The organism is Microbulbifer sp. A4B17 (genome assembly GCF_003076275.1).
Classification (GTDB): domain Bacteria; phylum Pseudomonadota; class Gammaproteobacteria; order Pseudomonadales; family Cellvibrionaceae; genus Microbulbifer.
In genome coordinates, this window is sequence record NZ_CP029064.1 from 4,239,160 (window position 1) to 4,252,832 (window position 13,673).

A 13,673-nucleotide genomic window follows, 5' to 3' on the forward strand; every position below is an offset into this window, starting at 1 on the left:
CAACTGCCAGCCAGTTGTAATTGCATAAGCTAAGACATGAACATGCCCATAGATTTCAGCAGTATTTCCAATCAGCTTCCCGCCAACAGTCTGGCTAGAGGGAAAAGTTATTTCCGAAATGGTCATGTAGAAAGGTTTAATATTTCTCAGGACGGGAAAACTATCACCGGAAAGGTAAGAGGGTCATACGCTAGCCACTATCACCAGTATATATCGATAACCGAAAATCCCATTATGGGAATATTCGGAATTGATGGTGAATGCTCCTGTCCAGTGGGTTATAACTGCAAACATGTAGCTGCCGTGCTAATGGCAGTAATCAATGAGTATAAACATCCATCGGAGCAGATCTCGAATAAAGGTACCTGGGAATACTGGCGAAAAGGTATAAAGGAAAAACAACATGATATCGAGCAGGACTCCTCATCAAATAGAGATCTTCTATATACCTTAGATTGGAATGATCAATATACTCCTGCTCTCCCCCGAGTTAATGTATATTCGGCCCGGCGTCTCAAAAAAGGCGGTTATGGAATACCTCAACGAGAGTACTTCCATATCAACAGCAGCCTTGCCAGTTCAAAAATTGATCAAAAAATATTTGGCCTTCAGCAGCTGCTTTCACAATCTACCTTCAAGAAAGCCATCTCGGGAGAGGAAGGTGCTCTTCTATTGAAAAACCTAATGCACACGCAGCGTTTTTTCAGTGATATCGATGCACTAACTCTCATTCATTCGGGTGAGGCAGTCCAGCTGGATCTGCACTGGAAGGAAGCGAAAGGCAGCTCAAAGCTGACACTGAATGTGCCGGACCTTCCCAAAGGCTGGAAGCTGATCCCCACAGAGCCACCTTGCTACTATTCGCCACAAACCGACACCATTGGTCCAGTTGTAGCTCCAGTAAGTGGTGAGGCCCTAAACGATCTTACCTCTATGCCCGCCATTTCTACCGATAAAATGGCTGATGCTGTAAATTTTCTCAACAGTCAATATGGCAGTAAGAACCTGCCCACCCCAAAATCACTTCCAATTATTTCTATCAATGACTCTCTACGGCCATGCTTGATCCTGAAATCTATTGCCGTTCCAGAGAGCTATAAAAGACTACATACAGCCAGTTTTTATATTCAATATGGCCCAGTAGTTATCAGTGGAGAGGAAGTCCTGGCGAAAAATCACTCGGAAAATAATATCTACTCTCAAAAAAATGAACTTTATAAATTAGAGCGAGATTTTGTACAGGAAGCCGATAGATTACAGGAACTTTTACAATGGCAGTGGGACCTTGTCACCAATGATACTGGGGAAGCCACTCTGGTTTTTTCAGAGGAAGATATCAGCCAGAATACCATTGAACATTGGCACACATTTCTTATTGAAGGCATTCCGAAGCTTGAAGAAGCGGGCTGGCTTGTTGATATCCAAGATAACTTCTCCCTCAAAGTACATGAAATTGAAGACTGGGATTGGAAAGCCGAGCCCTCTTCCAACGACTGGTTTTCCCTTAGCGCTACTGTTGATATCGAAGGTCAACCGATACAGTTGGCACCGCTACTTTTGCAATATTTGGAATCCGGATACGCAATTTCTGATGACAATGAGGTACTGTTACCTCTCGATACTGATCAATACATTCGCCTACCCAATGCTCTATTCCGCAATTTATGTGCGATTTTAGAGGAATGGTACAATAGTGAATCCCAAAGCTTTAAGGTGCCCAAGTTCGCCATTCCCGGCCTGCCAAATGCTGATTCAGCCTGGCAGAGCAATAAAGACTTAAAAGCCCTGGCTAAGAACCTGCAAAAAGGCCCGCAGAATGTAAAACCGCCCAGGGCCCTAAAGGCACAGTTGCGCCCCTATCAGCAAACGGGTTTTGAATGGCTGCAACACCTGCGTAAGCTCGATATGAACGGCATTCTGGCCGATGATATGGGGTTGGGAAAAACCCTGCAGGGATTGGCTCATGTCCTTAAAGAGAAGGAGAGCCGCCGCTTAACAAAGCCGGCTCTGGTGGTTGTCCCCACCAGCTTAGTGGGCAACTGGCTAAGCGAAACGCAACGCTTTGCCCCGACATTAAAGCCACTACTGCTTCACGGCAGTGATCGACAGGAAAGCTTCTCACTGATACCTGAATCTGATCTGGTCATAACCACTTACCCGCTTATTGTACGGGATAGTGAAGTATTAAAAGAATACAACTTTCATCTATTAATTCTCGATGAAGCACAAGTCATCAAAAACCCTAAATCAAAAGCAGCACAATTACTCCGCACATTCAATGCACAACACAAGGTATGCTTGACAGGAACACCACTTGAAAACCACTTGGGAGAGCTTTGGTCACTCTTTGATTACCTGATGCCGGGTTTTCTGCATGGCCAGAAAAGGTTTAACAGCCTTTATAGGAACCCAATTGAAAAACAAGGCAATGAACACAAACAGCAGACCCTCAACCACAGAATCGCTCCATTTATTTTACGCCGTACCAAGCAGCAAGTTGCCAAAGAACTGCCACCGAAAACCGAAATCATCCAGTGGGTTACCCTTGATACCGCCCAGGCCGCACTTTACGAGACGGTACGTGCAGCGATGGAGAAGCGCGTTAGGGACCTGATGAAAAAGAAAGGGCTCAACCGCTCACATATTGAAATCCTGGATGCCCTGCTGAAATTGCGGCAAATTTGCTGCGATCCAGGACTGGTCAAACTGGACAGAGCAAAGAAGGTTAAACATTCGGCCAAGTTGGAAGCACTGATGGATATCCTTCCGGAAATGGTGGAGGAAGGCCGCAAGATACTTTTATTCTCCCAATTTACCGAGATGCTGGGAAAAATTGAAACCGCCCTGGATAGTCATGCAATATCTTATGTGAAGCTAACCGGGCGCACACGCAAGCGCCAGGAAGCGATTGACGCCTTCCAAAATGGCGATATTCCTGTATTCCTGATCAGCCTGAAAGCCGGTGGGGTGGGTTTAAACCTCACCACCGCTGATACAGTTATTCATTACGATCCCTGGTGGAATCCAGCTGTGGAAAACCAGGCAACCGACCGCGCATACCGTATCGGCCAGGATAAACCAGTCTTTGTGTATAAATTTATTTGTGAAAATACGGTGGAAGAAAAGATTATCGATATGCAGGCCCACAAGCAGGCTTTGGCTGGTGCGATCTATAGTAAAGATGGTAAAAAAATAACTATGGATTCTGAACAGTGGTTGTCACTATTTCAGGAGTAAATTACTCAACAGGGGCTCCAATGAATGGAATATAACAGCCATGGAGCCCCATCATTTCAATAAATTTATATTTTTTCTGACCAGAAAACACTTATTATTCAGCTGACTTCTGCCAGTGAGGACACTCAGATGTCTTAAAAAGTAAGGCCTGAACGAAATTCAGGCACAACCTCATACTCCGCTATGCCCTCTACTTCGCGAAAGAATAGTTAACTCACAAGTTTGCTCAAATCAGTTTCTATTGTATTTTCCCTAGATTTCTCTTGATTTAGAAAACCCACCACAGACTTAATCACGTCTGTATCCCAAACCATTTTCCGATGCCCCACACCGCTAATTTTGATCATCTCTGCAGCAGGCCAGGTTTTATGAATTCTCTCACCGTGGAAGATAGGTACTTCATCGTCTTCCATGTCGTAAATCATTAGAAGCGGAGTATCTTCCGGTGTATACATTTTGCACTGTAACAACTCCTGCCAAGAAAAGCCTATCTGCTTGGCAATTTTGTCCTGGCATATCTCTGTCGTTTCAGTGCTTACCTTAAGCATCTTTTTCATAATTTCGATGATCGGCAAGGGGGCACTCGGTGCACCGAGTATCGAATAGCACCGGGCTTTAAGCCCAAACTCCCGCGCTCTCATCGTCATCATGCCACCCATCGAATGTCCGACAATGGCAAAAATTTCCGGAAACTGTTGAGCGAGAGAGCAAATATCTTTCGCCATAATATCAAAGTTGCAGACCTTACCCTCGGAGTGGCCGTGGGCAGTTGCATCAATCGCAACGGCTTGGAAACCTCGCTCGGCTATTGCCATCGCCAGAGTTGCCATTTTAGTGGCCTTGGCCTCCCAGCCATGGCAGAGGATCACCACCGGCCCCTCCCCCCATGACCAGGCTGTATTTTCTGTGCCTAAAGCACCACGATAGGTAATCTTCCTGGCTTGAGCCAGCTGCGACTTTTCACGTTCTGAATCTGGATAACGCCGTGGCCGGGAAGACATATGCATTGCAATTTTTGCTGATAACTTTGGGGATAGACGCCCTGTGAACTGCATTATTCCCTGTATTATCTTAAGCATGTTATTTAATCTCTAACCTTGTGTCCTATATGATCCTTGATTGCGATATTGACTGCTATAAAGAAAAATACGCTGATCAATGATTGCTGATTGTATATCAACGTAAAAATGCTAACTAATACAGGGCAATTTCATCCAAAAAGTTATCCGATTCGATAACTTTTCTAAAAGATAGGAAATTCATCTCACCTCTGCGTTAAATTTGCTAAAAAATAAGAATTTAATCCTATAAATAGAATTTCATGCTAGATCAATAAAATACTGCGTCACGATTTAGATTACACACAAACTCAGATCACCAAGAGATCTACACTATTAGTCTGGTCGTAAAATACCGTACCTATTTCACTATCCGACCTCCCATTTAAAAGCCCTATTTTTCCATCGAACCTTTGGAAAGTTGGACATGAAAGGAATCAATCTGACAATAGTTTTTTGCATTGTACTATTGCTTACCAGCCAGTCAGTTGCGGACTATAAAAAGGGAGACTTTATCGTTCGCGTTGGTGCAGCAGCGGTTGACCCCAACGACGATTCCAGCCGATTGCGTCTGAATGGCACTCCATTAGATTACACCCGGGTTTATGTGGATACCGGTTACTCCGTAAGTATCACCGGCACCTGGTTGTTCGCAGATCACTGGGGGCTGGAATTGCTGGCAGCTGCACCTTTCAGGCACGATCTGGATGTCCGGGGCTTACCAGACCCGGATACCGGCGAGCCCCTGGGCCGAGTATCCCTGGGCGACATCAAGCACCTCCCACCTACACTCAGCGTGCAGTGGTACCCGGTGTGTACCGAATCCTGGATACAGCCCTATATTGGCCTTGGAATTAACTACACGCATTTCTTTGATGAAGATATCAGCCGTACGGCGCAAAACTACTTCGACACTGCGCTCAGTGCTGACTCACGGGCATCTTTGAGCTTGAGTAACTCCTGGGGCCTGGGTGGAGAGGTGGGCATAGATATTGCCTTTGGCCGCAATAGTAATTGGCTTTTTAATGCCGCAATCTGGTACCTGAATATCGATACCAAAGCAAAAATCCGCTTTCGTACGGAAGATAACGAATACAGCCGCATTGATGTGAATGTCGACATTGACCCTTGGGTCTATTCATTGGGTATCGGCTATCATTTCTAAGCTGGCATAATTTTCCACACTAATACTATAACCCTGCTTTCTTTCGATTTTCTCGAACAGTTTGGTCGAATTTAACTAATTTTCATTCTATCGCACCTCTGTAAACTGCCTCTTATCCACAGCAGCTACCAAACAGTAGCGATAAATCCCCAGTTTAAGGATCGACACAATGAGTACTTCTACTTTATCCACAACCCCCAATATCTCCAGAAACTCCCTACTCCCAGCAATTGCTGATTTGGGCGGACGTATTAGTCTTGCAGCAATCTTCTTACTCGCAGGAGTTAACAAGATCCAGAATTATGAAGGCAGCGCCCAGTACCTTGCCCATGGTGGTCTGCCTGAATTTCTGCTTCCGCTGGTGATCCTGTTTGAGATTGGCGGCGCGCTGGCCCTGATTGCAGGTTTTCAGGTTCGTTTAACCGCTTTAGCATTTGCCGGATTCAGTTTGCTCACGGCGATCCTGTTCCATAACAACCTGGGCGACCAAGTGCAGTTTTTAATGTTTTTTAAGAACCTGGCTATTGCAGGTGGTTTTCTGATGGTAGCAGCTCATAATGCTGGACGTTTCAGCTTGGACGGTAGAAAAAGCACACTCTAAATCCACCTGGAAATTATCACAGGGAAAAAACGATTAAGGAGTAAGACATGGGACTGTTAATTAATGGGCATTGGCGAGACCAGTGGTACGATACCAAGAGTTCAGGCGGTGCATTTAGACGGGAAGACGCCCAGTTACGCAATTGGATTACTGCTGACGGCAGCGCCGGCCCCAGTGGTGAGGGTGGTTTTAAGGCGGAATCCGGTCGCTACCACTTATATGTATCCCTGGCCTGCCCTTGGGCCCATAGAACCCTGATTTTTCGCAAACTGAAAAAGCTTGAAGAGCGTATCAGTATCTCCATTGTGAGCCCGGATATGCTTGACCAGGGTTGGAGCTTTAATACCGATGAGGGTAGCACTGGTGATTCGCTGTTCGATTACGACTTTCTACATCAGGTTTACACTCACAATAAAGCTGATTACTCTGGTCGTGTCACTGTGCCGGTACTATGGGATAAGCAGCAAGAACGCATTGTCAGCAATGAGTCGTCTGAAATTATTCGCATGTTTAACAGTGCATTTAATAAAATCACTGGCGATACCCAAGACTTTTTTCCTGAAGAGAAAAGACGGGATATCGAATCTATAAATCAGTTGGTCTACGAAAATATCAATAACGGTGTTTACCGCTGTGGCTTCGCCACCACCCAGTCGGCTTATGAAGACGCTTATCAAAACTTGTTTAATACCCTGGATAAAGTAGAAGAAATTTTAGGAAAGCAGCGTTATCTGGTAGGTGACAAAATTACCGAGGCAGACTGGCGAATATTCACCACACTGATTCGCTTTGATTCCGTCTATCACGGCCATTTTAAATGCAACAAGAAGCGGCTGGAAGACTACCCTAATCTACGAAATTATGTCCGCGAATTATATCAGTGGCCACAAGTTGCAGAAACAGTAAATTTTCACCATATCAAGCGCCACTACCATTTCAGCCACAAATCCATCAATCCAACCCAGATAGTGCCAGTGGGACCTGCAATTGATTACAACAGTCCTCACAATCGGGTATAAAAGCAATTCTCTTTTATCCGGGGGCAAGTAATTTTATAAAGATTGTTACGGTCTTGCCCCAGACATTTACCCACAATGATCGGCAACATATCAAGGGCCCACCTCATGCAGAAAACCACCCTGGAACAGTGGCGAATGTTTAAATCTGTAGCAGATGCTGGTGGTTTTAATCAAGCCTCTTCACAAGTGCACAAGAGCCAGTCGAGTATTCATAATGCAGTCAGTAACCTGGAAGCAGCACTCGGGATCAAGCTATTTGAAGTATCCGGCCGCAAAGTGATGCTCACAGAAGCAGGTAATCTCATGCTCCGCAGAGGACAATACTTACTGGATGAAGTCTCTCGTATCGAGGATATTGCCAACACCCTTAGTAAAGGCGTTGAAACAGAACTACGTATCGCTGTGGACGGCGCCTTCCCTCAAAATGTGGTCTTCCAGGCACTTGAGAAAGTTTCTGCGATGTATCCCCAGGTAAACATCGATATTGTTGATACCGTTTTATCAGGCACTAATGAGTTAATCCAGGAGGGGTTAGTGGATCTGGGTCTATCGGCCTTTCGCATGAACAACGCCCTCAATGACGAGATCTGTCGCATTGAATTTATCGCTATAGCCCATAAAAACCACCCTCTGCACCAGCTGAATAGCGAGCTAACTTACGATAACCTAAAATCATATCGTCAAATAATTGTGCGGGACTCAGCTTTACAGACAAACAGGGATTCTGGCTGGCTGGGAGCTGAACAACGCTGGAAAGTCGGCAGTATACGTGCATCTTTGGATCTTATTACACAGGGCCTCGGCTTTGCCTGGCTACCGATGCCAATGATTTCTGAATTAGTTGACGATGGCACCCTTAAACGACTCCCCTTAAAAAATGGCAGTCTGCGCTCCAGTAGTTTTTACCTGAACTTTAAAGACCAGGATAAATTAGGCCCTGCGGCGAGGGAGTTTATTGGTGAACTTAGGTTACTTACCTTGGATATGCCTACTTCTGAAGAGCACTAAGCATTCTCTTTATACGAATAATCAACTCACCTTTATCCAATATTCCTTAAGATTCTAGAGGTCTATCATAGCCGCTATACTTTTTACCGATAAGGAACTGGCTATGTACTATTTCAGACCATCTAATGAACGCGGAAAAGCCCGCTTTGGTTGGCTATACAGCCAACATACTTTCTCATTCGGGCACTATTACGACCCAAAATATATGGGCTTTTCTGTACTACGGGTTATTAATGACGATACCGTAAAACCCGGAGCAGGATTTAACACTCATGGACATCGGGATATGGAAATTATTTCCTATATTCTGGAAGGTGCTATCGAGCACTTGGATAGTCAGGGAAACCACTTTGTAGTTCCCGCTGGGGAGATCCAAAAAATGAGTGCAGGTACGGGTATTACTCACTCAGAGTACAATCACTCAAAGACTGAACAACTCAAGTTTCTGCAGATCTGGATTCAACCAGATCGAAAGGGCATTCAGCCAAGTTACGAACAAAAAAGTATCGCTCAAGCAGGAAAGCTAACTCCTCTGGTAACACCTGAAGGTCGTGATAATTCACTAAAAATTCACCAGGATGCCAGCTTATTTCGCCTGCAGTTAAGTGCCGGTGAAAGCCTAAAGTTGGATGCTCGGGAACGTCCTGGCTACCTTCATATCATTGACGGTGGTGTCAGTATCAACGGTAAACATCTATTAGAGGCGGGAGATGGATTAGGGCTTTATAAAGAGCAAATAGAGTTGGACGCTCATACGAACGATATTACTGCACTGTGGTTTGATCTGCCAATAATGGAGTAATAGCACAGAGAATTTCTCCAACACAAATATTATAACTTCTCAATTGTCTTTAGTTTTTACTGCAAATCTGCTCTAACCATTTAGTGAAAAAATGAATAATCACTAAAATCCCAAATTACTCCTAAACTATTAGACCGATAATTCTCGCCAAACAAGATGTCTGTTTCACCAAGGATAGAGTAATGGGATCAGCAGGTGACATTGAGAGTCACACAGGCGATAAACCAGCGCCGGGGAGATGGATCTCCCTACTGGCCCCGATTCCTCCGGCCATTATTGCCTTGACACTGCTCTATCATCTTCCTGATATTTCGGCCGGCAGAGAATTTTCCTTTGGCTTTAGCTGGGTTCCTCAGCTGGGTGTATCCCTGCGCTTCTATATCGATGGTTTGAGCTACTTATTTGCCTTGCTAATCAGTGGCATTGGTTTTTTTATTACCATTTATGCGGCTGAGTATTTACGCGGCAACCCTCTATTGCGACGCTTTTTCCTCTATCTCTATTTATTTATGATCGGGATGCTGGGTTTGGTTCTGGCATCTGATCTGATCACCCTATTTGTGTTTTGGGAGATTACCACGGTCGCAAGCTACCTCTTGATTGGCTTTAACCACGCCAGTGCTGTTGCGCGACGCTCGGCATTACAGGCTTTACTGGTGACCGCCTTAGGGGGCCTCTGCCTACTAACTGCTTTCTTATTATTGGGACAGATCGTAGGCAGCTATGATCTGGAAGAGCTTTTAATCAAAGGGGAGCAAGTTAAATCCAGTCCATTCTATCTACCCATTTTGATACTGGTGCTTATCGGGGCATTTTCTAAGTCAGCACAATTACCATTCCATTTTTGGCTGCCCAATGCCATGGCAGCCCCCACACCAGTAAGTGCATACCTTCATTCTGCCACTATGGTCAAAGCCGGTATCTACCTGCTCGCCCGTCTACATCCTGTATTGGCCCACAATGAATACTGGGAGTGGATCCTAACCTGTACCGGTATTGCCACCGCCGCAGTGGCAGCAGTTGCTGCCCTGCGCCAAACTGACCTGAAGCTGGCCCTTGCCTATACCACCATTATCGCCCTGGGCACTATTACTATGTTCCTGGGCTCCGATGCTTCGGCAGCCGTTGCCGCCGCAATTACTTTTTTACTGGTTCACTCTTTCTATAAAGCAGCGCTGTTTATGGTGGTTGGCATTATTGATCGACAGACCGGTACTCGGGATTTAACCAAGCTACAAGGTCTGGCGAAACTTCTGCCTTTTGCTTTTGTTGCAGCCCTGGCCTCAGCGTTATCTATGGCCGGTTTTCCACCGTTTCTTGGGTTTATTGGCAAAGAGCTTAAATATGAGGGTGCCTTGGCAGTAGCTTCGGAACCGGCGCTGGTAGGTACTGCTGCAATTTTTGCCAATGCAGTGACCGTAACAGTGGCAGGAATGGTAGCAATCAAACCCTTCTTTGGTCCCCTTCCCCAAAATGCCAGCCGTATCCGCTGGGCGCCTCCCGGCTTGTGGATAAGCCCACTAATTTTGAGTGCCTTTGGCCTGACATTTGGTTTAGCGCCGGACTTGGTCGGCGGCGGACTGGTGGAGCCGGCGCTTACCGCAATACTCGGCCTACCCGAAACCATCGACCTGAAACTCTGGCACGGTATCAATATTCCACTACTGATGAGTATTCTTACCTTTGTGCTCGGTGTCATCATGTACGTCAACCTCAAGCGCATGCGCGCCTGGTTAAACTGGGACTTTACCCATGCTCCAACCAGTGCCGATTTAATGTGGGATAAATCCCTGGAGTTACTGAAGTCTTTTGCCGCACTGCAAACACGTGTACTGCAAAACGGAATTATGCGGCGATATCTCACCGTTATTTTCGTTACGCTGTCGATGGCACTGATTTACGCCTTTGTACACACCGGTCGCTTCTCGCTGGAACTATCTGCACCACGGCTCAATTTAAAAGAGTGGGCGGCCATACTGCTGACAGTAGGGGGCACTTTTACTGCCGGCATTGCACGCAAACCACTAACGGCTATTTGTGCACTCGGTGCTCTCGGTGTTGGCATCGCCCTAATTTATCTTTTCTTTGGTGCTCCGGATGTGGCCATTACCCAGATTCTGGTGGAAACCTTATATCTGGTGTTAATTGCCGCAATACTTCCGCGTTTACCCGTATTTAGTCCCAACAGGAAAGTGGGTTTCCGCCCTCGAGATGCCATGTTGGGCGCCGCTGTCGGAATCTTGTTTACCATCAGTATTTTGGTTGTCTTACAAACCCAGTTCGATAGCCCGGTGAGTGAGTTTTACAAGGAAGCTGCTGTACCACAGGCCCATGGACGCAATATTGTCAATGTCATTCTGGTGGACTTCCGGGCTCTGGATACTTTCGGGGAAATTATTGTGGTGTTTACAGCTGCAATTGCTGCGGTGACGCTGCTGGGACATCATTTAAGACGGGGCAAGCAGTGAATTCTATTATCCTACAAACAGCAACCCGGGTACTGGTAGCCCTGATCCTGGTCTTCTCCATTTATATGTTGTTGCGTGGGCACAATTATCCCGGCGGCGGATTTATTGCCGGATTAATCGCTGCTTCAGGTTTTGCACTGTTTGCTATGGCCTGGGGAATGGAGGCTGCACAAAGCGCTTTGCGTATACCTCCTGGGACACTCGCCGCCTGGGGAGTTGTCATTGCCGGGCTATCGGGATTAACGGCATTATTTTGGGGAGATGCGCCCTTTTCCGGACAGTGGTTTGCTGTGGCGGGCAGCAAGGAAACTGGCGGGATTATTATTAGTAATCTCCTGTTTTTTGATATTGGAGTCTACCTGACAGTACTAGGAGCCGTTCTTACATTGATTTTTGCCCTGGAAGAGGCCAACTGATATGGAAGGTCCCCTCGCCGTTGTCGTCGGTATTCTGATCGCTACCGGCGTATACCTTATGCTTGCCCGCCACCTGTTGCACTATCTGTTTGGCTTGGTACTGATCAGCAACGCTGCAAACCTGGCGATTTTTATCGCCGGACGCTTGACACGCGCTTCTCCGCCACTGGTTCCCAAGGGCCAGGAAGCACCACAAATTATTGTCGCCAACCCCTTACCTCAGGCCCTGATCCTCACTGCTATTGTGATTGGTTTCGGTCTGCTGGCATTTGCCCTGGCCTTGATTGCCCAGGCTTACCGAGAGCTGGGTACATTAGATGTTGATAGCATGCGTATTGCTGAGCCCGTTAAGCCCAAGAGGAAGAAAAGCCCTTGAGCTGGTTACTGGCCCTGCCATTTTTAGTTCCCATCACCACGGCGTTAGTTACCTTCCCCGCTCGCGGTCGTAGATATCTGTCCTCCGGCATTTCCATACTGGGATGTCTTATCACGCTCGGAATCAATAGTTTTATTCTTTTTTTGGTAGAAGTGCACGGCCCCCAAGCCGGTCAGATGGGAGATTGGCCAGCGCCCTTCGGAATCACCCTCGTCGCCGATCGACTCAGTGCAGTGATGCTGATGATCAGTGCTATTGTGGGATTGTGTGTCGCCCTTTTTGCAATTTCAGATATCAACAAGAAGCGAGTGAAACTGGGCTTTCACAGTTTCTTTCAACTGCTATTGGCCGGCGTCAGCGGCAGCTTTATCACTGGCGATTTATTCAATTTATATGTGTGGTTTGAGGTGATGCTAATTGCCTCATTTGCTCTGCTGGTATTAGGCGGTGAAAAAATACAACTGGATGGCGGTATCAAATATGTGGCGTTAAACCTGGTATCCACACTGTTGATGCTTACCTCTATCGGCTTGCTTTATGGCCTCACCGGTACCCTTAATATGGCACAGCTGCATATTTCCATGGCCGAGGTACAAAATCCCGTCGCTATTTCAACTTTGGCGGTTATATTTATCTGTGCTTTTGGTATCAAGGCAGCAATTTTCCCACTGTTTTTTTGGCTGCCGGCTTCATACCATGTCCCACCTGTCGCCGTAACTGCTGTATTTGCCGGACTCCTGACTAAAGTCGGCGTCTACGCACTGATTCGCACCTTTACTCTAATATTTCCCAATGACTTGGAGTTTACTCGGGATATTTTATTGGGTGCAGCTTTACTCACCATGCTAACAGGCGTTTTAGGTGCTGCCGCACAGTATGAATTCCGCAAGATACTTGCGTTTCATATCATCAGCCAGATCGGGTTCCTGGTTTTGGGGCTGGCCCTGAACAGTCCCTTGGCACTGGCTGGGTCTGTGTTCTATATGGTGCACAATATTGTGGCCAAAACGAATTTATTTCTGATCAGCGGTACCGCCCAGCGTCTTACAGGCAGTTATGAGTTGAATGAAATCGGTGGTTTATATCGTGCCAGCCCGCTCCTTTCTACATTCTTTTTTATTGCTGCATTTAGTTTGGCCGGGTTCCCGCCGCTATCCGGGTTTTGGGCAAAGCTGCTGCTAGTCAAGGCGAGTCTCGATCAAGCCGCCTATTTCGTCGCTGCTGTCGCATTGATCACCGGGGCACTTACCTTGTTTTCAATGAGCAAAATATGGGCGGAAGCTTTCTGGAAGCCACACCCCCAGGAGCACTGTAGAAATCTCTATAGCCTCAGTGGCGCAGAGCGCTACCAGCGGCTGTTACCGGTCGCGCTACTCGCATTAATTACCTTAACTTTAGGATTAGTTCCTGAGCCTTTTATTGAGTACTCCCTGGGAGCTGCCGGGGAATTACTGCAGCCTGATGATTACCTGAGAGCAGTGTTGACTGACACCGCTCATTAAATTTGGAATGGGTAAATAGAA

At 46.5% G+C, this 13,673-nt stretch carries 11 protein-coding genes; 10 read left to right on the forward strand and 1 reads right to left on the reverse strand.

Annotated features, from left to right (window positions below; translation table 11 throughout):
* The first annotated feature begins 234 nt into the window (after nucleotides 1–234).
* Nucleotides 235–3,237: a DEAD/DEAH box helicase gene (locus BTJ40_RS18650; RefSeq protein WP_192879352.1), complete on the forward strand. Its 3,003-nt coding sequence runs from the start codon at nucleotides 235–237 to the stop codon at nucleotides 3,235–3,237.
* Between the two features lie 209 nt (nucleotides 3,238–3,446).
* Here BTJ40_RS18650 and BTJ40_RS18655 read toward each other — a convergent pair whose 3' ends face one another.
* Nucleotides 3,447–4,316, reverse strand: a complete 870-nt coding sequence (locus BTJ40_RS18655; RefSeq protein ID WP_108734487.1) for an alpha/beta hydrolase — start codon at nucleotides 4,314–4,316, stop codon at nucleotides 3,447–3,449.
* 406 nt (nucleotides 4,317–4,722) lie between these two features.
* Here BTJ40_RS18655 and BTJ40_RS18660 point away from each other — a divergent pair, with 406 nt between their 5' ends.
* From BTJ40_RS18660 to BTJ40_RS18700, 9 genes are all read left to right on the forward strand, one after another.
* Nucleotides 4,723–5,460: an OmpW family protein gene (locus BTJ40_RS18660; protein WP_108734488.1), complete on the forward strand. Its 738-nt coding sequence runs from the start codon at nucleotides 4,723–4,725 to the stop codon at nucleotides 5,458–5,460.
* A 169-nt stretch (nucleotides 5,461–5,629) separates the two neighbouring features.
* Nucleotides 5,630–6,061, forward strand: coding sequence for a DoxX family protein (locus BTJ40_RS18665; RefSeq protein ID WP_108734489.1), 432 nt, complete (start codon nucleotides 5,630–5,632; stop codon nucleotides 6,059–6,061).
* A 47-nt stretch (nucleotides 6,062–6,108) separates the two neighbouring features.
* The gene (locus BTJ40_RS18670) at nucleotides 6,109–7,080 is read left to right on the forward strand and encodes a glutathione S-transferase family protein (RefSeq protein WP_108734490.1); all 972 of its coding nucleotides are present in this window, start codon (nucleotides 6,109–6,111) and stop codon (nucleotides 7,078–7,080) included.
* A 105-nt stretch (nucleotides 7,081–7,185) separates the two neighbouring features.
* Nucleotides 7,186–8,088, forward strand: a complete 903-nt coding sequence (locus BTJ40_RS18675; RefSeq protein ID WP_108734491.1) for a LysR family transcriptional regulator — start codon at nucleotides 7,186–7,188, stop codon at nucleotides 8,086–8,088.
* Nucleotides 8,089–8,191: 103 nt separating this feature from the next.
* Nucleotides 8,192–8,890: a pirin family protein gene (locus tag BTJ40_RS18680; RefSeq protein ID WP_108734492.1), complete on the forward strand. Its 699-nt coding sequence runs from the start codon at nucleotides 8,192–8,194 to the stop codon at nucleotides 8,888–8,890.
* Between the two features lie 182 nt (nucleotides 8,891–9,072).
* Complete coding sequence (mbhE, locus tag BTJ40_RS18685) at nucleotides 9,073–11,358, forward strand: hydrogen gas-evolving membrane-bound hydrogenase subunit E (protein WP_108734493.1); 2,286 nt, start codon at nucleotides 9,073–9,075, stop codon at nucleotides 11,356–11,358.
* Nucleotides 11,355–11,774, forward strand: a complete 420-nt coding sequence (locus tag BTJ40_RS18690; protein WP_108734494.1) for a Na+/H+ antiporter subunit B — start codon at nucleotides 11,355–11,357, stop codon at nucleotides 11,772–11,774. Before mbhE ends, BTJ40_RS18690 begins: the two co-directional genes overlap by 4 nt.
* Nucleotide 11,775: 1 nt before the next feature.
* The gene (locus BTJ40_RS18695) at nucleotides 11,776–12,150 is read left to right on the forward strand and encodes a Na+/H+ antiporter subunit C (protein ID WP_108734495.1); all 375 of its coding nucleotides are present in this window, start codon (nucleotides 11,776–11,778) and stop codon (nucleotides 12,148–12,150) included.
* On the forward strand, nucleotides 12,147–13,652 hold the full coding sequence (locus BTJ40_RS18700) for a Na+/H+ antiporter subunit D (RefSeq protein ID WP_108734496.1): 1,506 nt from the start codon (nucleotides 12,147–12,149) through the stop codon (nucleotides 13,650–13,652). Before BTJ40_RS18695 ends, BTJ40_RS18700 begins: the two co-directional genes overlap by 4 nt.
* The last annotated feature ends 21 nt before the right edge of the window (nucleotides 13,653–13,673 follow it).

Excerpts from the sequence above, each read along its gene's own strand:
- BTJ40_RS18650 (WP_192879352.1), top strand. The coding sequence starts at position 235 with ATGGGAATATTCGGAATTGATGGTGAATGCTCCTGTCCAGTGGGTTAT.
- BTJ40_RS18655 (WP_108734487.1), bottom strand. The coding sequence starts at position 4,316 with ATGCTTAAGATAATACAGGGAATAATGCAGTTCACAGGGCGTCTATCC.
- BTJ40_RS18660 (WP_108734488.1), top strand. The coding sequence starts at position 4,723 with ATGAAAGGAATCAATCTGACAATAGTTTTTTGCATTGTACTATTGCTT.
- BTJ40_RS18665 (WP_108734489.1), top strand. The coding sequence starts at position 5,630 with ATGAGTACTTCTACTTTATCCACAACCCCCAATATCTCCAGAAACTCC.
- BTJ40_RS18670 (WP_108734490.1), top strand. The coding sequence starts at position 6,109 with ATGGGACTGTTAATTAATGGGCATTGGCGAGACCAGTGGTACGATACC.
- BTJ40_RS18675 (WP_108734491.1), top strand. The coding sequence starts at position 7,186 with ATGCAGAAAACCACCCTGGAACAGTGGCGAATGTTTAAATCTGTAGCA.
- BTJ40_RS18680 (WP_108734492.1), top strand. The coding sequence starts at position 8,192 with ATGTACTATTTCAGACCATCTAATGAACGCGGAAAAGCCCGCTTTGGT.
- mbhE (WP_108734493.1), top strand. The coding sequence starts at position 9,073 with ATGGGATCAGCAGGTGACATTGAGAGTCACACAGGCGATAAACCAGCG.
- BTJ40_RS18695 (WP_108734495.1), top strand. The coding sequence starts at position 11,776 with ATGGAAGGTCCCCTCGCCGTTGTCGTCGGTATTCTGATCGCTACCGGC.